Source organism: Rhodobacteraceae bacterium M385, assembly GCA_025141835.1.
In the GTDB taxonomy this organism is placed as follows: domain Bacteria; phylum Pseudomonadota; class Alphaproteobacteria; order Rhodobacterales; family Rhodobacteraceae; genus Gymnodinialimonas.
Window position 1 is genome coordinate 1,929,224 of sequence record CP081102.1, and the last position, 19,124, is coordinate 1,948,347.

A 19,124-nucleotide genomic window follows, 5' to 3' on the forward strand; every position below is an offset into this window, starting at 1 on the left:
AGCCCTCTGCGGGGAATGCCCCGTACCCATCTGAAAAATAACAACCTAAAAGGCACCTGACCCATGGACGGAACCGTTCTAGTTGCTGACGACGACCGCACAATCCGCACCGTTTTGACCCAGGCTCTGACGCGGGCAGGGTGCAAGGTTCACGCGACCTCTAGCCTCGTGACGTTGATGCGGTGGGTGGATGAGGGGAAGGGTGATCTGGTGATCTCGGACGTGGTCATGCCCGATGGGAATGGCCTTGATACCCTGCCGCAGATAACCGAGCGTCGCCCCGGTCTGCCGGTCATCATCATCTCGGCTCAGAATACGATTATGACGGCGATCCAGGCGACCGAAAAAGACGCCTATGACTACCTGCCCAAACCGTTCGACCTGCCTGACCTCATGAAGCGCGCCGCCCGTGCGCTGGAGGTCAAGCGCCACGCAAACCCCACACCACGGACGACGGAAACGGCGCTTCCGGCGATGGGGGAAGACCTGCCACTGGTCGGCCGGACCCCGGCAATGCAGGCGCTCTACCGGCTGGTCGCGCGGGTGATGAACAGCGATCTGACGGTGCTTGTCACCGGCGAAAGCGGCACCGGCAAGTCCCTGATAGCACGGGCTATTCACGACTTCTCGGACAGGCGTACCTTGCCGTTTGTCGTGGCCTCCGCCGCTGATCTAGAGGGAGCGGACGGCCCCTCGACCATCCTGAACCGCGCCAAGGGCGGCTCCATCTTGTTTGATGAGGTGGGCGATCTGGACGACGATGCGCAGGCCAAGATCGTGCGGATGTTGGATGCCATGCCACAAGCCAACCCACGCATCATGGCAACGTCGCAAAAAGACCTTGCCGACCGGATGGAAGAGGGCAGCTTTCGCCAAGATCTGTTCTACCGCTTGGGCGGCGTCAGCGTTAACGTGCCGGCCTTGCGCGAACGGGTCGATGACATCCCCCTTCTGGCCACCCATTTTCTGGCCCGTGCCGAGCGCGACGGCGCCGCAACCCGGCGTTTCTCGACCGAGGCGCTGGAGCTTGTGCGCGCATACACCTGGCCCGGCAACGTGCGCCAGCTAGAGAATACGATCCGCCGCCTGACTGTGACGGCCCAGGTCGAGGAAATTACCCGCGCCGAGGTGGAGGCCGTCTTGGGCTCTCAACCGGCGATCGAGCCGCTGATTTCGGGCGCCAGCGAGGGCGATAAACTGAGCGCGTCGGTCGCTAAACACCTGCGTCGTTACTTCGATTTGCACGGGGGGGTGCTGCCTGCTCCGGGGCTGTACGCCCGTATTTTAAGGGAGGTAGAGGCCCCTTTGATCGAAATCGCGTTGGATGCGACTGCGGGAAATCAGGCTAAATGTGCCGATCTTCTGGGCATCAACCGCAATACCTTGCGCAAAAAGATCACCGATCTCGATATTCGCGTGACACGCCGCCGCAAACTGGTGTAATATCGCAACACGCGTGGCGCATCGGAAACAGGCTTTCGGTGCGCAACGGTCCTGTCAGGCCGTTCAAATGCGTGATTGTGGGGGATTCGAGTGGTGGATGAGCCCGCCCGAAGTTTGGGCGATCAGCAGAGTTTGATGGACCGTCTAAGTTTGTTGCGCCGCAACAAGCGTTTGCGGAGCATTGGCGCCGTGGGCCTTGTCGTTCTGGCGCCGGTCCTCGCGCTGGCGACGTTTTTTGCCTTCAGCCCGCTCAATCAAACCCCGGACAGCACGGTGCGCACGCTCGTTCTGCTGGCCGATTTTGTCTATATTCTGGTCATCATTACGCTGGTTCTGCGCGAGGTGGCGCAGATCATCGCCTCGCGCCGGGCGCAATCGGCGGGGTCGCGTCTTCACCTGCGGCTGACGGCGATTTTCGGTGTCGTGGCCTTGGTGCCGACGGTGGTTGTGGCCGTCCTTGCCGTTCTTAGTGTGAACATGGGCCTAGAGGGCTGGTTCTCGGACCGCGTTTCGACCGCGCTTGGAAATTCCGTAGACGCGGCAGTGGCTTACCAACAAGAACACCGCGATGATCTGGAACAGGATGCCCGCGCATTGGGGGCCTATCTGAACATCAATCGCCGTGCGACACCCTTCCTCTCCGATGGCGACCTGCGGCAGGTTCTAAACACCGGGCAAAGCCAAATTCAGCGCGGCCTTCGCGAGGCTTTTGTGATTGACAGCGCCGGAGAAATTCGGGCGCGCGGCGCACGGTCCTACCTTTTTGACTACGACGCCCCGAGCGCCGAAGACCTCGCGCTAGCCTCCGGCGGTGAAGTGGTGTTGTCCGAGGACCGCGCCCAAAACGAATTCCGCGCCCTCTACCGCTTGGCGGCCTTCCCCGACCGCTACCTCTATATCTCCCGAGAGGTTGATGGTCAGATTATTGCTCTGCTCGATGAGACAGAACAGACGGTGCTTTTATATCGTCAGGTTGAAGAAGACCGGGGGCGGCTGCTTTTTGACTTCGCGCTGTTGTACCTAGGGTTTGCGACGCTGATGATCCTCGCGGCGATTTGGGCGGGCCTGTCGTTTGGGGAGCGTTTGTCGCGCCCCGTGGGGCAGCTTGCGGGGGCCGCGCAACGGGTGGGTCAAGGTGACCTTGATGTGCGCGTGCCCGAGGCGACATCGGACGACGAAATCGCCATGCTGGGGCGCTTGTTCAATCAGATGACCCGGCAGTTGAAGGGCCAGCGCGAAACGCTGGTCGAGCAAAACGCCGCGACCGAGGAATCCCGGCGGTTGTTCGATAGCGTTTTGTCCTCGGTTACTGCGGGCGTAGTGGGGCTGGAAGAAGGCGGGCGCGTGGACTTCATGAACCGCTCGGCCCGGCGCTTGTTGGCCTTGGTTGAACAACGCGATAGTGGCCTAACGCTAGAGGCGGCGATCCCTGAATTTGCCGTGCTGTTCAATAAGTTGACGGGTACTGCGGCGGAAACAGTGCAAGAAGAAATCAAGCTGACCCGTGGCGGTAAGCAGGAAAGCCTGCTGGTGCGCATGGCCACCCGCCGCAACGACGCCGGAGAGTTGGAAGGTTACGTTGTGGCCTTCGATGACGTGACCCAATTGGTCAGCGCCCAACGCATGGCCGCCTGGGGTGACGTGGCGCGGCGGATCGCCCATGAAATCAAGAACCCACTGACCCCGATTCAACTTTCGGCCGAACGCATTAAGCGTAAGTTCTCCAAGCTGTTGGAGGGCGAAGATCAAGCATCGCTTGAGCAGATGACCGGTGTGATTGTGCGTCAAACCAACGACCTGCGCCGGATCGTTGATGAATTCTCCAAGTTCGCCCGCATGCCCGAGCCTGAAACACGCACAGAAGATATAGTTCAACTGTTGAACAATTCGATTTTGTTGCAACGGGCGGGACAGCCGGGCACGCGGTTCAAGACCGATATTCCTGATCGGGAAGTCATGGCAGAGGTCGATTCAACCATGATCGGTCAAGCGCTCACCAATCTGTTGAAGAACGGCGGGGAAGCCATTGAAAGCCTTCATGAAAAGGGTGCGCCTGAAGGTCACGAACCACAGCTTAACGTGGATGTGTCACTGACCCCGGATACGATCTGCATCGACATTTCCGACAACGGGATCGGCCTGCCGCCGGACCGCGCGAAACTGTTCGAACCTTACGTCACAACACGCGATAGCGGCACGGGTCTTGGCCTGCCAATCGTTAAGAAAATTATTGAGGAGCATGGCGGAACGCTAGAGCTGCGCGATGCGGAGCCGTTTACCGACGGCGCTCATCGCGGGGCCACAGCGCGTATTATTCTGCCACGCATTCCCGACAACAGTGGAGATTGAGTATGAGTGATATTCTTGTCGTCGATGACGAACGCGATATCCGGGAATTGATCTGCGATATTTTGCAGGATGAGGGTTTCAGCACCCGCATGGCGGGTAATTCGGACGAAGCCATGGCCGAGTTGAACAAGGCCGAGCCGGGGCTGATGATCCTCGATATCTGGCTCAAGGATAGTAACATGGACGGGATCGACATCCTAGGCCATGTGAAGCGCGATAACCCCGAGGTGCCGGTGGTGATCATCTCGGGCCACGGGAATGTGGAAATTGCCGTCGCGGCGATCAAGCAAGGCGCCTATGACTTCATTGAAAAACCCTTTAATATTGATCAGTTAATGGTCGTTATTAAACGGGCGATGGAAACCAGCCGCCTGCGCCGTGAAAATGTGTCACTGCGTCGCCAGGACACACGCTCGGCCGAGATGATCGGCAGTTCCTCCGCCTTCCGCACGATGAAGAGCCAACTGGATAAAGTGACCAAATCCAACGGCCGCGTGATGCTGACGGGCGGCGCCGGAACCGGCAAGGAAGTGGCCGCGCGCTACATCCACGCCGAAAGCAACCGCGCCGATGCGCCCTTCGTGACGGTCTCCAGCGCCTCGATCCAGCCCGATCATATGGAAGAAGTGCTATTTGGCCGCGAAAGCCAACAACGCGGCGTGGAACAAGGCCTTTTGGAACAGGCCCACGGCGGGGTGATCTACTTTGATGAGGTCGCTGATATGCCCTTGGCGACGCAAGGAAAAATCCTGCGGGTGTTGGTGGACCAAAGCTTTACCCGTGTGGGCGGCACCGCGAAAGTGCGGGTGGATCTGCGGGTGATCTCCTCCACGACCAAGGATCTGAACGTGGAAATCGCCGAAGGGCGGTTCCGTGAAGAATTGTACCACCGCCTCAACGTGGTCCCGGTTGAGGTGCCGTCTTTGGAAGATCGGCGCGAGGACGTGCCGGAACTGGCGCGCTACTTCATTGACCTGTTCAACAAGGAACAAGGCATGGCGGCCCGCGAGTTGGGCGAAGACGCCAGCGCGATGCTGCAAACGATGGCCTGGCCGGGCAATGTACGCCAGCTCAAGAATGTGATCGAGCGGGTGATGATCCTTGGCGATGGCTCGGGCCCGATCGAGGCGCGGGATCTGCCGGGGCAGGAAGAAGCGCCCACCTCCGAGGATGATCTGGCCCTATCGGCCTCGCTGACGACGCTCCCGCTGCGCGAGGCGCGAGAACTGTTTGAACGGCAATACCTGATGGCTCAAATCAACCGGTTCGGCGGCAATATCTCCCGCACCGCCAGCTTTGTGGGCATGGAACGCTCTGCGCTGCACCGGAAACTCAAATCGCTTGGCGTGGTGACAACCTCGAAGGCGGGCACACGGGTGGCGCAGGTCAGCGAAGGGTAGGGCACACGCCCCTCCCAACGGCTCCTCCAGCCCAAGGTTGTCCTCGCCGCGTTTCCCCCGCGCGGCCATCAGGCGTGCAAGCCTCGGCCAGCCATTGCCCCGACTTTTCCGCCCCCCGCTCGCAAGCATCGCTGACGCAAATATTTCGCGCCGCGCTCCCTCCTTCATCTTGGCAAATACAACTCAATCCCGCCCTTGCCTCCCCACGCCACGCCCGACATTGACGCGGCCTCCGCAAACTGCGAACAAGACGGCCATTCGGATCGTCACGGGAAAGCCCCCACATGAAGGTCATTATTTGTGGCGCGGGTCAGGTTGGCTGGCAAATCGCGCGGCACCTCTCCTCGGAAAACAACGATGTCACCGTGGTCGACAACAACGCCGATCTTGTACGGCGGGCGACGGATACATTGGACGTGCAGGGCCTGACGGGTTTTGCCAGCCACCCCAATGTGTTGGACCGCGCAGGCGCGCGTGACGCCGATATGGTGATCGCGGCCACCTTCTCGGACGAGGTCAACATGGTCACCTGCCAAGTGGCCCATTCGGTCTTTGGCGTGCCGCGCAAGATTGCCCGCCTGCGGGCGCAAAGCTATCTCGATACGATCTACAGCGACCTCTACCGGCGCGATCACTTGCCTATTGATGTGGTGATCTCCCCGGAAAAGGAGGTGGCCGAAGCGGTGCTGAACCGGATCGCGTCGCCCTCCACCTTCGATACCGAAAGCTTCCTGGGTGGCAGCACGCAGTTGATGGGGATCGAACTGGACGAAGACTGCCCTGTCCTCAGCACCCCGTTGAAACAGTTGTCCGAATTGTTCTCGACCCTGCGTGCCATCGTCGTGGGCATCCGGCGCGAGGGCACTTTGTTTGCTCCCGAGCCTGGCGATCAGATGTTTGCAGGCGACCAGATCTACGTGTTCAGCCACATTGATGACGTCGCCCGTGCGCTCGAGATCTTCGGCAAAACCCGTGCCTTGCCGGAGCGCATCGTGATTATCGGCGGCGGCAATGTGGGCCTGAGCGTTGCGTCACGGTTGGAGAAATCCGCCACAAGGATGCGCACCCGGGTGATCGAGGCGAACCGCGCCCGCGCCGAGCGGGCCGCCGATGCCTTGGAGCGCACAATCGTCTTGCACGGCGACGGGCTCGACATTGATCTGTTGCGGGAAGCCGGGGTGGAACGGGCCGATGTGGTCCTTTCCCTGACCGATGATGACAAGACCAACATGCTAGCCTCTGTGCGGGCCAAATCCGCCGGGGCGAAGGTGGCGATCAGCCTTGTGAATGACCCGACCTTGGTGCCCCTGATGTCGCCCCTTGGGATTGATGCTTATGTGAACCCGCGCTCGACCACCGTCAGCTCCATCCTGCGCCATATCCGCCACGGGCGGGTGCGCGGCGTCTACTCCATCGGTGATGCCGAGGCCGAGGTGATCGAGGCTCAGGTGCTGTCCACCTCGCCGATGGCGGGCAAGACCATCCGCGATATCGACTTCCCCGAAGGGGCGCTTCTGGGCGCGGTGCAGCGCGGCAAAAAGGTGTTCCGCCCCACCGGCGCCACACGGATCGAGGAGGGCGACGCCGTGGTGATCTTCGCGCTGACCTCGGACGTGCCAGCGGTTGAAACGCTGCTGCAAGTCTCCATCGACTTTTTCTGACAGCCGCGCGCGATGACCGCCTATTTCCGCAATCTGCCGTTCTTCGCGATCCTGATCTTCGTGGCCTCCGGGGCGATGTTCATCCCGGCCGCCGTGGCCACGGGGATGCAGGATTTCGCGACCGGGCGGGTGTTTTTCTATACGGCAATGATGGTGGGCATGGTGGCGATCCTTCTGGGGTTTGCTTGCCAAACGCCGCGTCGCCCGCCGTCTGAGCGCAGCCATTTGGCCTCGCTTTTTCTGGCGTATCTGTGGCTACCTCTGGTCTTGGCGCTGCCGATGGATCAGGCGGTGCGCAACACCTATTTCATCAACGTCTACCTCGATATGGTCTCGGCCCTGACCACCACCGGGGCCGAGGTCTTTGACCCCGAACGCCTTGCCCCTGCCGTACACCTTTGGCGGGGCCTTGTGGGGTGGTTTGGCGGCCTGTTGATCTGGATCACGGCCTTTGCAGTTCTCGCGCCGTTAAACCTTGGCGGCTACGAGGTGACATCGGAGGCGACAGTTCAGGGCAAGATCGTGAACGCCCGCGGCCAAATGCGGGCCGCCGGCGCGTCCGAGAGGTTGCGCAAACACGCCGTGCGCCTGACGCCGATTTATGCGGGTCTGACGGTCGTGCTGGCCGTGGGCCTGACCGCTGGCGGAGAGGACCCATTGGTGGCGGCCATCCACGCCATGTCCACGCTGGCCACATCGGGGATCAGCCCCGTAAGCGGGCTGGCAGAGCGGCCCGTGGGGATGTTTGGCGAGGTACTGATTTTCGTGTTCTTCCTCTTCGCCCTGTCGCGGCGCACCTATTCCAGCGGCGCGGGCCGGGAATTGCGCGAACGCTTGACCAAAGACCGCGAAATCCGCTTGGCCCTCTTTGCTGGCATCGTGTTGCCGACGCTTCTGTTCGTCCGCCACTGGTTTGGCGCCTTCGAGGTGCAAGAGCTGGCAGATGGCCAAGCCGCCGTTTCGGCCCTGTGGGGGGCTGTGTTCACCGTTATATCGTTCCTCACCACAACGGGTTTTGTCAGCGAGGCTTGGGGCGACGCACGGGCGTGGTCGGGGCTGCAAACGCCGGGGCTGTTGCTTGTCGGGTTGGTGTTGATGGGCGGCGGCGTGGCGACAACGGCGGGTGGGGTGAAACTGCTGCGGGTCTATGCGCTCTATAAACATGGGGTGCGCGAGATGGGGAAATTGATCTACCCCAACTCGGTCGCCGGGGCGGGCCGCTTGGGGCGGCGCATTCGCCGCGAGGGGGCCTATATCGCATGGGTCGTATTCATGTTGCTGGTGCTGAGTATTGCGGTGGTCATGGTGGGGCTGTCGTCCACGGGCCTTGATTTTGAGGCCTCTACCATCCTTGCGATTTCCAGTCTGACAACGACCGGGCCGCTGGCCTCGGTGGCCGGGGCCAAGCCGATTGACTACTTCGTTTTGTCCGATATCGCGAAGTTGATCTGCGCAGGCGCGATGATCGTGGGCCGGATCGAAACCCTTGTGATGATTGCGCTACTAAACCCCGCGTTCTGGCGCGATTGATTGGGTGTCAACCAGCGGGGGGTGGAAATCCTATGGAATCGCAGACATAGTGGGCAAGCACGAAACGTAACCGAGGAAAACCTCGGGCCAAAAACACCAACAGGGCGTATAAAAAATGGCCGAAAATAAACAAAACTTGCAGGATGCGTTCCTGAATCACGTCCGCAAGACAAAGGTTCCGGTGACGATTTTCTTAATCAACGGCGTGAAACTGCAAGGTGTCATCACTTGGTTTGATAACTTTTGTGTGCTCCTGCGCCGCGATGGTCAGTCGCAACTTGTCTACAAGCATGCGATTTCTACCGTAATGCCTGCGCAACCCATTAGCCTTTATGACGGGGAAGAGTGAGCGCCGATAGCCGCGCCACTGAGCTCGGGGACGGGGACCTTGAAAAAGGCCCAATGCGGGCGCTTGTCCTACACCCTGATATTAAATCCGACCGTGCCCGCCGTGCGCCTGAATTTGCGCTGGATGAAGCCGTGGCCCTTGCCGCCGCGCTGCCGGATCTAGAGGTCGTCGACGCCCAAGTCGTGCGTCTTCCGCGTGCGCAGCCCGGCCTGTTGTTTGGCACTGGCAAGATCAAGGAATTGCACGATCTGGTGGAGGCGCTGGATATCGGCCTTGTGCTGATCGACGGTCCTGTGACGCCAGTGCAGCAGCGCAATCTGGAAAAGGAATGGGGCTGCAAGGTTCTGGACCGCACCGGGCTGATCCTGGAGATTTTTGCCGACCGTGCCGCCACCCGTGAGGGCGTGTTGCAGGTTGAACTGGCGGCTTTGTCCTACCAACGCACGCGGCTGGTGCGGGCCTGGACCCACCTGGAACGCCAGCGGGGCGGGCTTGGCTTTGTGGGCGGCCCCGGCGAGACTCAGATCGAGGCCGACCGCCGCGCCATTGATGAGGCCGTGACCCGTATCAAGCGGCAATTGGCCAAGGTGGTGAAAACCCGCGCCCTGCACCGATCTGCGCGGGCCAAGGTTCCCTATCCGATTGTCGCCCTCGTAGGCTATACCAACGCCGGGAAGTCTACGCTTTTCAACCGCTTGACGGGCGCTGACGTGATGGCGAAAGACATGCTGTTCGCCACGCTCGACCCTACCATGCGGGCCGTAACACTGCCCGATGGCACCGATGTGATCCTGTCCGATACGGTGGGCTTCATCAGTGATCTGCCAACGCAGCTTGTGGCCGCCTTCCGCGCCACCTTGGAAGAAGTTCTGGACGCTGATCTGATTGTTCATGTGCGCGACATCAGCCACCCGCAATCGGCTGAACAGGCCAAGGACGTGCATACCATTCTGGCCGATCTGGGCGTATCGGACCAATCCGCGCAACTAGAGGTGTGGAACAAGCTCGACCTTCTGGATGCAGAGGCGCAAGAGGCCCGGCAGACCGAGGCTGACCGGAACGAGGCAATCTTTGCCACTTCTGCCCTTACGGGTACGGGCATGGCCGAAATGTTGTCGGCTGTGTCGGAAACCCTGTCGCCGCCGCGTTTTGAAGATGTGGTGACGCTCCCCCACAGCGACGGACGCAAGCGCGCTTGGCTCTTTGAACAGGGCGTGGTGGAAAGCGAACTGCCGGGCCAGGACGGCACTGAATTGACCGTTCTCTGGACCGCGCGGCAGCAAAAGGCGTTTCGCTCTTTGTAGGGCGCCTTACTGGGGCGGCGACAGCACCGTGATGCCGAGGTTGGCAGCGCGTGCCAGCTCTGGGTCGAGCGTCATCGGCACATATTCCCCGCGCCGCCAAAGCTCGCCCATATCGTCGTAGTGACGGCTGAAGGGGTGGCCCGATTGCCCGGTAGAGATGATGAACACCGAACTGTCGGGGTCGGCGAAGTCGTAAACCCCGCGATAGCCCGCGCCATGGATGTTGATGTAGGGCTCCGGCCCGTTGCCGGGGGTGGCGGCCCGGTTCAGGGTGAAATCGCCGCCCGATGTTGCTTGGCGGATGTTCACGATCCACGAAAACAGCCGCGATTGGCCCAGAACCGGATGCACATGCACCGCCTCATGGGCCGCGCCCCAACGCCAGCTTTCAATGTCGCTGCCGTAGCTTTCCGATAGCTCCTGCAACGCCTCGTCCAGCGCCAGTTCCGCCATGTCGGTGCAGGTCTCTATGGCGTTGGACGGGCGCACATCGCACCAGCTTGATGCGCCGTCGACGTTGCGGAAGACACGCTCCAGAAACACTGGCTCCACATGCCAGAACTCTTCCGCCAGTGGGCCAATATCGTCGCGGATCAGGCGGTGCTGCAACGCCCGCATCCAAGCGGCGAAAATCAGCGGCTCGGGCAGATGTTCGTTCATCTCGCCGTTCCAATCGGCCAGCAGCTCCAGCGCCCGTTGGCGCGTGCGTTCTGTGGTGCCGATGGCGGCGGGCTGGCCCGTGAACCAGAGATCGCGGGCGACCAGTGGCAGCAGGTTGCGCGCGGCGGGGGACACGGTATCAAGCTGCGCCCCGATGAAACTGTCGCGGGTATGAACCTCTCTCGCTTCCATCAGCAGGCCAAGGCGCTGAATGCGCTGCGTGTCGCCCCAGAAGTAGCTGACATGAAGGGGGAAATCACGCTCCACCATCTTGTTGTTGGTATTGCCCAGAACGCCGCTTTCGGGGTCCAGAAAGGTGGGGTTGGCGAAATATTGCGTTGTGCCTTGCCACAGGTTGCCTTCCACCCAGCCGCGCGATGGCATCCGGGCTTGGGTTTCATGCTCGATCAAGCGCCAAGGCATATGGCCGATCACCTGCATTGCAATGCGCCCATCTTCCGAGGCCAGCATCAGGTTGGCCGAGGGCGCGACGTAATCCACCCCGGTCTCCAGCGCCTCTTCAATGGTGCGGGCCCGCATCAGGCGCAGCCCGGCTTGGATTGTTGTGTTTTCGTCGGTCAGCGCGGTCCAGCGCATCGCCATGACGTGGCCCGCGGGGGTCACGCTGCCCGCGTTCCAATGGGCGCCGGGGATGACGGGGCCGTTGACCGTGTTGCGTAGGGTGATGGTGACGGGGGCTTCATCGGCGATCTCGATAATCTCGCGCCGGGTCTCGAAGTCGGCCCAACCGTCGGGCGTGCGGTATTGCTGAGAATTCTCAGGGTTAATCTGTTCGATATAAAGGTCGATGTCGTCCAGATAGGCGGCGGTCAGCCCCCAGCTGAGGCGGTCCGTGCGGCCGTTGATGATGGTGGGCATACCGGGGATGGTGGCCCCGATCACGCCGCCCGTGGCCAGCTCTAGCCGCGCAAGATAGAAGGTGGAGGGCGCGGTCAGGTTCATATGCGGGTCCGAGGCCATCAGGGCACCGCCCGCAGCCGAGCGGGCAGGGGTCGCGGCCCACACATTGGACGCGCCGCCCCGATTCAGCCCTAGGGCGTTGGGGTGCAGCGGATCGCGCGGCGCGTTTGCGCCCGTGGCTTCGGCAAACATCCGGCGCGGCAGCTGCATCAGGCTGGCGAAATCGCCTAACTCCGCCGCGCCAGCCCCCGGCGCATCGGGCATCAGGTCGGTGATCCGCGCCGGATCGGGCAGCGCAAGCGAGGCGCGCGCCCGCAGGATTTCATTCTCGTGGTGCGTCGCCATTTCCAGCGCCATCAGCGACGAGATCAGGACGGAATCCGTGGGCCGCCACGGGGCAATTTCAGGCTCGAACAGGAACAACTCCGGTGCGCCGCGCCCCAAGGCTTCCGTGCCGATCAGGCGCAGCCATGCGTTCACGCCGTCGGCATAGGCCTGCAAAATCCCCATGGTTTCATCGGACAAGGCATTCAGGGACCGGCTCGCGTGGCCATCGAGATCAAGCCTACGCATCAGGTCGTCAATCTCCAGCGTGCGCCGCCCGAAGATCTCGGAAAGACGCCCCTGGCCCTGTCGGCGCATCAGCAGCATTTGCCACAGACGATCTTGGGCGTGGCTAAATCCGAGCCCATAGTAGGCATCGTGATCTGTCAGCGCGAAGACATGGGGCACGGCGGCGGTGTTGCGCACGATTTCCACCTGGCCTTGCAGGCCGGGCACCGTCCAATCGGCTTCATATTCGGGGATCGAGCGTCCGGCTATCCAGTAAAACAACGCGCCGACAAGCACGACGATCACAAGTCCAGCGCCGACAAGACGGGTCAGCCATCGCAGGATAGTCATCATCGGTTGCGTGGCCTTTCACCTCAGAGAGTCGCGCATGCGCATCGCAAGTCTCTACCTTGCAGCGGCCTGTGCCGCAATGGCGGCAAAGATCACATCCAGCTCCCGCGCGGCCACGGCCAAATCGGGGTCGGCGGTGTCGATATAGGGGGCGAAAAGGTGCGACGGGCGGATATAGCTGAGCGTTGCAGTGCCGTCGCCGTTCTCGGTCACGTAAAGGCGGATCGGGGCGTGGATCATTGCGGGCGTGGACAGGCGCAGGATGCGCACGGCGAAGGCGTTGTTGAACGCGCCGATGACCATGTTGCCGGGGATGGTGACGCCCCGGTTCGCAGCGGCACCCGTGGGGCCTGCTCGGGTCACCACGCCCAAGCCATTGTCGCTGACGGCGGCGCGGGTGCGTTCGGTCAGGGTCGCGAAATCATGGGCGGTGGCATGGACCTCCCACCCGGGCTGCGGGGTAATGTCGGCAACCTCTTGGGCCGAAACGGGCAGGGACAGGGGCAGGGATAGGAACAAGATCGCAAGAGACGCGCGCAACATGAAAGACCTCCGACAGGGTGGCGGTGTCAGAATGGACTGGCCACGGGCAGGCGGCCAGTCACAGATGCGCGAGGATGGGGCGTGTGTAGCGGTTACGGAATGATCCGGGTGTAGCGCGTGCCGTCCAGTGTCGCCCCAATGATAAGGCCCGCTTGGCCGTAGATCACCGCAATCACAGGCTCGGCCAATGTGGCGGTGTCAAAGCCCAGATTGCCCGCGTTGGTGTTTACCGCATAGCGCACATCCGCGCCCACGGACCACCCGACAGAGCCGCGGAAATCGGCCAAGGCAGAGGGGGTCATGAAGAACAATGTGTGCGCATATTGTTGCGCGCCGATCTGCAAGCCAAAGCTGCCGGACACGGCCGAGTAATAATCCACCGTCGCCCCGCCCACGCGCAACGCGCCGCGTCCGTAGCTGCCACCAAAGCCGAAACCGGCTTCGGAAATCAGCGGCATGACCAACATGCCCGAAGCTTGCGAGATCAGGTCCGCGGTGCCGGGCACCTCTTGCTGCATGAACTCGATCGCGGCGTCTACGCGGCTATCAATGCGCGGCGCATTGGCGTTGCCAAGCGGGTTGCCGCAAGCTGCGAGAAGCGGGAGTGATCCCGCGCCGAGAAGAACGGAACGCCGGGAAAGCGCTGGTGTCGAAAGACCATCTGCCATGGGAATACCTTGCCTATATAACTGCATTTGCCGGGACTTTGCGCCCCGATCCTTAGCGGCAAGAATACGCCGAAAAACCCAGCATGTCATCCGTGAAACCACAACATCTGCGGGTTTTCGCCGAAATCAGTGGCTCGGGCCGGGGGCTATGGGTTCAACAGCTTCGCCACGCGCGGTGCGAAATACGTCAACACCCCGTCACAGCCCGCCCGGCGAAATGCCATCAGGCTTTCTAGCATGACCTTCTCTCCGTCGATCCAGCCGTTGCCCGCCGCCGCCTGGATCATCGCGTATTCGCCGCTGACTTGGTAGGCAAACGTCGGCGCGCCAAAGCGGTCTTTAACCTGGCGGCACAGGTCCAGATACGGCATTCCGGGTTTGACCATCACCATATCCGCCCCCTCGCTCAGGTCGCGTTCGACGCAGCGCAGGGCTTCTCGGGCGTTTAGCGGGTCGATCTGGTAAGTCTTCTTGTCGCCTTTCAACGCGCCCGAGGCACCTACCGCGTCGCGGAACGGCCCGTAAAAGGCGCTGGCGAACTTTGCGGCGTAAGACATGATCGTCACGTTTGTATGGCCCTCGGCCTCCAGCGCGGCGCGGATCGCGCCAATACGCCCGTCCATCATATCGGACGGCCCCAAAATGTCGGCTCCTGCCTCGGCCTGTGCCAGCCCCATCTTTACCAGCGCCTCGACCGTTTCGTCATTGACGATCACATCATCGCGCACGATGCCGTCGTGGCCGTTGATGTTATAGGGGTCCAGCGCGATGTCCGTCATGATCGCGATCTCAATCCCTGCGTCACGGATCGCGCGAATGGCGCGGTTTGACAGGTTGTCGGGGTTCCAGGCCTCCTCGCAAAGCTCTGTCTTCAGGGCCGGATCGGTGTAGGGAAAGATGCAGATCGCCGGGATGCCAAGGCGGGCCGCGTCCCGCGCGGCCTTTACCACAAGATCAACCGACAAACGCTCCACTCCGGGCATCGAAGCAACCGCCTGCCGCTCATTGGTGCCGGCGCAGACGAAAACGGGCCAGATCAGGTCATGGACCGACAACTGGCTTTCGCGCACCAGATTGCGCAACGCGCCAGAGGACCGGTTGCGCCGAAAGCGGGTCTGCGGAAACGAGGCTTGATTGGCGGTCATGGGAACGAACTTTCGCTGATTTCAGGCGCGACAGAGGTGCCACGGCAACGCCTGCCACGCAAGGCCGCCCGCAAGGCAACACGGGGCTAGCATCTGCCAAACGCCCCGCATATGGTGCGCGAAATTGACGGCTGCCTAATTGGAATACCCCTTGGACTTCTTCGATCTTCTTACCGAAGTGATCGACCTCCGGTCGTTCTCAAACCTGTGGTATTGGATAGTCCTTGCCATCCTGTGGTCTTCCATGAGCCATTGGACCGTCGGCGTCCCTTACTACCTTGTCACCCGGTCCAAACGCGGCGATGCCCAAGCGGCCGAGGATTTGCTGGTTCTTACCCGCATGAACGCGGAACGTAACGTGACCTACGCGCAGACCTCTGGCACCGTTGCGATGGGTTTTTCCACCTTCATCCTATCGGGCCTTGCCGTCACGGGATGGGCATATGGGGTTGAATTCTCCCAAGCGATTTTCCTGCTTCTGTGCCCCTCCATGATCGTAATCGGGCTTGGCGTCTGGACGTCTTACCGCCTGAAAGCGGACGACTATCGCCATGTGCCGCAAATCCTGCGCCAGCACCGCACGATGGTTCAGATGTTGGGCGTCGTGTTCATCTTTGTCACCGCTTTCTGGGGCATGTACCAAAACGTCAACGTCGGCCCCTTGGGGTGACAGGCTTGACTTGACCGCGCTTCGGCGTAGGTGAGGCGATCCATGGCTGATCAAACTCATATCCCTAGCGCCCATATTCTTTGCGGCGGCGCGCCCGAAGGCTTTGACGCCACCCTTGTGCTGGCCGAGGCCGCTAAAGGCGCGCCCGTGGTCCATGTGGCCCGTGACGACAAGCGTCTGCGTGCGATGGCCACGGCTTTGGCCTTCTTCAATCCCAAGGTGCCGGTGCTGGAATTTCCCGGTTGGGATTGTCTGCCCTATGACCGTGTGTCCCCTCAGGCCGAGATTTCTGCCGCCCGCATGGCGACGCTGGCCACCTTGGCGGCGGGGCTTTCAGGGCCGTTTATTCTTCTGACAACGCTTAACGCGGCCACCCAATATGTGCCACCCCGTGATCTTCTGGCGTCCTCGGCCTTCGTAGCCGTTGTCGGGGGGCGCGTTGATGAAGAGGCCCTTCGCACCTTCCTTGTGCGCATGGGCTACGTGCAATCGCCCACCGTGTCCGAACCCGGAGACTACGCCGTGCGCGGCGGGATCATCGACGTGTGGCCGCCGGGCGAAGACAGCCCGGTGCGGCTGGACCTGTTCGGCGATACGCTCGACGGGGCGCGTCGATTTGATGTGGGGACCCAGCGCACCACCGAAAAACTGGAGCGGGTAGAGCTTGCGCCGGTGTCCGAGGTTATCCTTGACGATGCCGCCATCGCGCGGTTCCGGCAGAATTACCGGGTAGAGTTTGGGGCAGGCGGCTCGGAAGATCCGCTTTACGAATCCGTCTCGGCGGGGCGCAAGGCCCAGGGAATGGAGCATTGGTTGCCGTTCTATCATGAACGGCTGGAAACCCTGTTTGATTACCTCCCCGGCGCGACGATCACGCTCGATGACCAATCCACGCCCCAGCGTTTGGCCCGGTGGGACAGCATCACCGACCAATACGACACCCGCAAAACCGCCCTGACCCAGAAGGGTCGTTTGGACACCGTCTACAAGCCCGCCGCGCCGGAGTTGCTGTATCTGAACGATGCCGCATGGACCGCTGCCGTGGAAGGGCACCGTCTGGTGCAATTCTCGGTCAATTCCGCGGCCCCCGGACCCGGTATCATTGATGCGGGCGGGCGTGTCGGGCGTTCTTTCGCGCCGGAGCGGCAGCAAGAAAACATCAGCCTTTTCGCGGCTTTGGCGGATCATGTTAAAGCGATGCGTAAAGATGGCGCCGTTGTCATCGCCTCTTGGTCCGAAGGCGCGCGGGAACGATTGGAGGGCCTTCTGGAAGACGAAGGTCTGACAGAGGTTAACCGCGTTAACGATGCCCGTGGAATTGGCGGCAAAGGCTCCGTCAACCTGACCGTCTGGCCGCTGGAAGAAGGCTTCACCGGGCCGATCACCAAGGGCAGCAATGTCACCGTGATCTCGGAACAGGATGTTCTGGGGGACCGGCTGATCCGCCCCAAGCGCAAGGTGAAACGCGCCGACAATTACCTGACCGAGGCCCAAAGCCTGTCGCCCGGCGATCTGGTCGTCCACGTGGATCATGGCGTGGGCCGCTACAACGGCTTGGAAACGGTCACGGCGGCCGGCGCGCCGCACGAATGTATCGCCTTGGAATATGCGGGCGGGGACCGTCTGTTCCTGCCGGTCGAGAATATCGAACTGCTGTCGCGCTACGGCCATGACGATGGGCTACTGGATAAACTCGGCGGCGGCGCTTGGCAGGCCAAGAAGGCCCGCCTGAAAGAACGCATCCGCCTGATCGCGGACAAGCTCATCCGCATCGCGGCGGAACGGGAACTGCGTAAAGCCCCGATATTCGAGCCCCCCGGCGATATGTGGGAGGCGTTCAACGCCCGCTTCCCCTACGAGGAGACCGACGACCAGCTTTCCGCCATCGCCGACGTGTTGGAAGACCTGACCATGGGCCGCCCGATGGACCGTTTGGTGGTGGGCGACGTGGGCTTTGGCAAAACCGAAGTCGCCATGCGCGCGGCCTTTGTGGCGGCGGCGTCCGGCATGCAAGTGGCCATCGTGGCCCCCACAACACTGCTGGCCCGCCAACACGCCAAGACCTTCCAGGACCGCTTCCGCGGCTTCCCCCTGACGGTGCGCCAATTGTCCCGTTTCGTCCCCAATAAAGAGGCCGAGCAGACCCGCAAGGGCCTTGCCGATGGCACCGTCGATATCGTCATCGGTACCCATGCGATCTTGGCGAAAACCGTTCGGATTCAAAACCTTGGCCTGATGATTATTGACGAGGAACAGCGCTTTGGCGTCACCCACAAGGAGCGCCTGAAGGAAATGCGCTCGGACGTTCACGTGCTGACGCTGTCAGCCACGCCGATCCCGCGCACGTTGCAAATGTCCCTGTCTGGCGTGCGTGACCTGTCGATGATCGGCACGCCTCCGGTGGACCGCCTCGCCATTCGCACCTACGTTTCTGAGTTCGACACCGTCACCATCCGCGAGGCGCTGTTGCGCGAGCATTACCGGGGCGGGCAGTCGTTCTATGTGGTGCCCCGCATCGAAGACCTGCCGCAGATCGAAGAGTTTCTGCGCGATCACGTGCCTGAGGTCAGCTTCATCACCGCCCACGGGCAAATGGCAGCGGGAGAGTTGGACGACCGCATGGTCGCCTTCTACGACGGTAAATATGACGTGCTTCTGGCCACGACGATTGTGGAATCCGGCATCGACATTCCGACCGCCAACACCATGGTAATCCACCGCGCCGACATGTTCGGCTTGGCGCAGCTCTACCAGATCAGGGGCCGCGTGGGTCGTGCGAAAACAAGGGCTTACGCCTATCTGACCACCAAGCCGCGCGGAAAGCTGACACCGTCAGCCGAGAAGCGGCTGCGGGTTCTGGGCAGCCTCGACAGCCTTGGGGCGGGCTTCACGATTGCGTCCCAAGACCTCGACATTCGCGGGGCGGGCAACATCGTGGGCGAAGAACAATCAGGCCACGTCAAAGAGGTGGGCTTCGAGCTTTATCAATCCATGCTGGAAGAGGCGATTGCCAAGATCCGCTCCGGCGAGGGCGAAGGGCTACTGGGCGACAGCGATGGCCAATGGTCGCCAACCATCAACCTTGGCGTGCCGGTCCTGATCCCGGAAGCCTACGTGCCCGACCTGGACGTGCGCCTTGGCCTCTACCGTCGCTTGTCGCAGTTGGAAACCAAGGTGGACCTCGAAGGCTTTGCCGCCGAGTTGATCGACCGTTTCGGCAAGCTCCCGAAAGAGGTGAACACCCTCCTGCTAGTCGTGCGCATCAAAGCCATGTGCAAACGCGCCCATATCGCCAAACTGGATGCAGGGCCGAAAGGCGTGACGATCCAGTTCCACAACGACAAATTCCCCAACCCCGGCGGGCTGGTGCAGTTCGTGCAGGACCAAAATGGCCGGGCGAAGGTGAAGGACAACAAGATCGTGGTCATGGCCGATTGGCCCAAGGACGCCGACAAAATCAAAGGCGCCTTCGCCATCGCCCGCGATTTGGCGGTGTTTGCAAAGGGTTGATCCTCTGCATTGCCGCGGCCCTATGGGCGCGTTAAAACGCGCTCAGTGCGACGTCACCCCTTAGGATC

Annotated in this window: 13 protein-coding genes; 9 read left to right on the top strand and 4 right to left on the bottom strand. The window is 61.6% G+C overall.

What is annotated here, in order from left to right:
• The first annotated feature begins 63 nt into the window (after positions 1 to 63).
• The 7 genes from K3728_09440 (at position 64) to hflX (ending at position 10,036) form a co-directional block, all read left to right on the top strand.
• The gene (locus K3728_09440; GenBank protein UWQ93972.1) at positions 64 to 1,443 is read left to right on the top strand and encodes a sigma-54 dependent transcriptional regulator; all 1,380 of its coding nucleotides are present in this window, start codon (positions 64 to 66) and stop codon (positions 1,441 to 1,443) included.
• A gap of 135 nt (positions 1,444 to 1,578) precedes the next feature.
• Entirely contained in the window at positions 1,579 to 3,792 is a 2,214-nt protein-coding gene (locus K3728_09445) for a PAS domain-containing sensor histidine kinase (GenBank protein ID UWQ93973.1), read from the top strand.
• 2 nt (positions 3,793 to 3,794) lie between these two features.
• Positions 3,795 to 5,192: a sigma-54 dependent transcriptional regulator gene (locus K3728_09450; protein ID UWQ93974.1), complete on the top strand. Its 1,398-nt coding sequence runs from the start codon at positions 3,795 to 3,797 to the stop codon at positions 5,190 to 5,192.
• A 284-nt stretch (positions 5,193 to 5,476) separates the two neighbouring features.
• Entirely contained in the window at positions 5,477 to 6,853 is a 1,377-nt protein-coding gene (gene trkA, locus K3728_09455; GenBank protein UWQ93975.1) for a Trk system potassium transporter TrkA, read from the top strand.
• 12 nt (positions 6,854 to 6,865) lie between these two features.
• Entirely contained in the window at positions 6,866 to 8,383 is a 1,518-nt protein-coding gene (locus K3728_09460; GenBank protein UWQ93976.1) for a TrkH family potassium uptake protein, read from the top strand.
• A gap of 115 nt (positions 8,384 to 8,498) precedes the next feature.
• Positions 8,499 to 8,732 carry an RNA chaperone Hfq gene (gene hfq, locus K3728_09465; protein ID UWQ93977.1) on the top strand — a complete coding sequence of 78 codons (234 nt, stop codon included), beginning with the start codon at positions 8,499 to 8,501 and terminating at the stop codon, positions 8,730 to 8,732.
• 53 nt (positions 8,733 to 8,785) lie between these two features.
• Entirely contained in the window at positions 8,786 to 10,036 is a 1,251-nt protein-coding gene (hflX, locus tag K3728_09470; protein UWQ93978.1) for a GTPase HflX, read from the top strand.
• A 6-nt stretch (positions 10,037 to 10,042) separates the two neighbouring features.
• On the opposite strand, the gene K3728_09475 is transcribed toward hflX, so the two are convergent.
• The 4 genes from K3728_09475 to hemB all read right to left on the bottom strand — a co-directional run bounded on the left by K3728_09475 (position 10,043) and on the right by hemB (position 14,876).
• Positions 10,043 to 12,523, bottom strand: a complete 2,481-nt coding sequence (locus tag K3728_09475) for a penicillin acylase family protein (GenBank protein UWQ93979.1) — start codon at positions 12,521 to 12,523, stop codon at positions 10,043 to 10,045.
• A gap of 51 nt (positions 12,524 to 12,574) precedes the next feature.
• Complete coding sequence (locus tag K3728_09480; GenBank protein ID UWQ93980.1) at positions 12,575 to 13,063, bottom strand: DUF302 domain-containing protein; 489 nt, start codon at positions 13,061 to 13,063, stop codon at positions 12,575 to 12,577.
• Between the two features lie 92 nt (positions 13,064 to 13,155).
• Complete coding sequence (locus K3728_09485; protein UWQ93981.1) at positions 13,156 to 13,731, bottom strand: twin-arginine translocation pathway signal; 576 nt, start codon at positions 13,729 to 13,731, stop codon at positions 13,156 to 13,158.
• Between the two features lie 146 nt (positions 13,732 to 13,877).
• Complete coding sequence (gene hemB, locus K3728_09490) at positions 13,878 to 14,876, bottom strand: porphobilinogen synthase (protein UWQ93982.1); 999 nt, start codon at positions 14,874 to 14,876, stop codon at positions 13,878 to 13,880.
• Positions 14,877 to 15,015: 139 nt separating this feature from the next.
• Between hemB and K3728_09495 the strand changes: the two genes are divergently transcribed.
• Together K3728_09495 and mfd are read left to right on the top strand one after the other, a co-directional pair.
• Positions 15,016 to 15,546 (top strand): component of SufBCD complex, encoded by a 531-nt coding sequence (locus tag K3728_09495; protein UWQ93983.1) that lies wholly within the window; start codon positions 15,016 to 15,018, stop codon positions 15,544 to 15,546.
• Positions 15,547 to 15,588: 42 nt separating this feature from the next.
• The gene (mfd, locus tag K3728_09500; GenBank protein UWQ93984.1) at positions 15,589 to 19,056 is read left to right on the top strand and encodes a transcription-repair coupling factor; all 3,468 of its coding nucleotides are present in this window, start codon (positions 15,589 to 15,591) and stop codon (positions 19,054 to 19,056) included.
• Positions 19,057 to 19,124 lie beyond the last annotated feature (68 nt).

Coding starts and splice junctions, on each gene's coding strand:
- K3728_09440 (UWQ93972.1), top strand. CDS start 64: ATGGACGGAACCGTTCTAGTTGCTGACGACGACCGCACAATCCGCACC.
- K3728_09445 (UWQ93973.1), top strand. CDS start 1,579: ATGGACCGTCTAAGTTTGTTGCGCCGCAACAAGCGTTTGCGGAGCATT.
- K3728_09450 (UWQ93974.1), top strand. CDS start 3,795: ATGAGTGATATTCTTGTCGTCGATGACGAACGCGATATCCGGGAATTG.
- trkA (UWQ93975.1), top strand. CDS start 5,477: ATGAAGGTCATTATTTGTGGCGCGGGTCAGGTTGGCTGGCAAATCGCG.
- K3728_09460 (UWQ93976.1), top strand. CDS start 6,866: ATGACCGCCTATTTCCGCAATCTGCCGTTCTTCGCGATCCTGATCTTC.
- hfq (UWQ93977.1), top strand. CDS start 8,499: ATGGCCGAAAATAAACAAAACTTGCAGGATGCGTTCCTGAATCACGTC.
- hflX (UWQ93978.1), top strand. CDS start 8,786: ATGCGGGCGCTTGTCCTACACCCTGATATTAAATCCGACCGTGCCCGC.
- K3728_09475 (UWQ93979.1), bottom strand. CDS start 12,523: ATGATGACTATCCTGCGATGGCTGACCCGTCTTGTCGGCGCTGGACTT.
- K3728_09480 (UWQ93980.1), bottom strand. CDS start 13,063: ATGTTGCGCGCGTCTCTTGCGATCTTGTTCCTATCCCTGCCCCTGTCC.
- K3728_09485 (UWQ93981.1), bottom strand. CDS start 13,731: ATGGCAGATGGTCTTTCGACACCAGCGCTTTCCCGGCGTTCCGTTCTT.
- hemB (UWQ93982.1), bottom strand. CDS start 14,876: ATGACCGCCAATCAAGCCTCGTTTCCGCAGACCCGCTTTCGGCGCAAC.
- mfd (UWQ93984.1), top strand. CDS start 15,589: ATGGCTGATCAAACTCATATCCCTAGCGCCCATATTCTTTGCGGCGGC.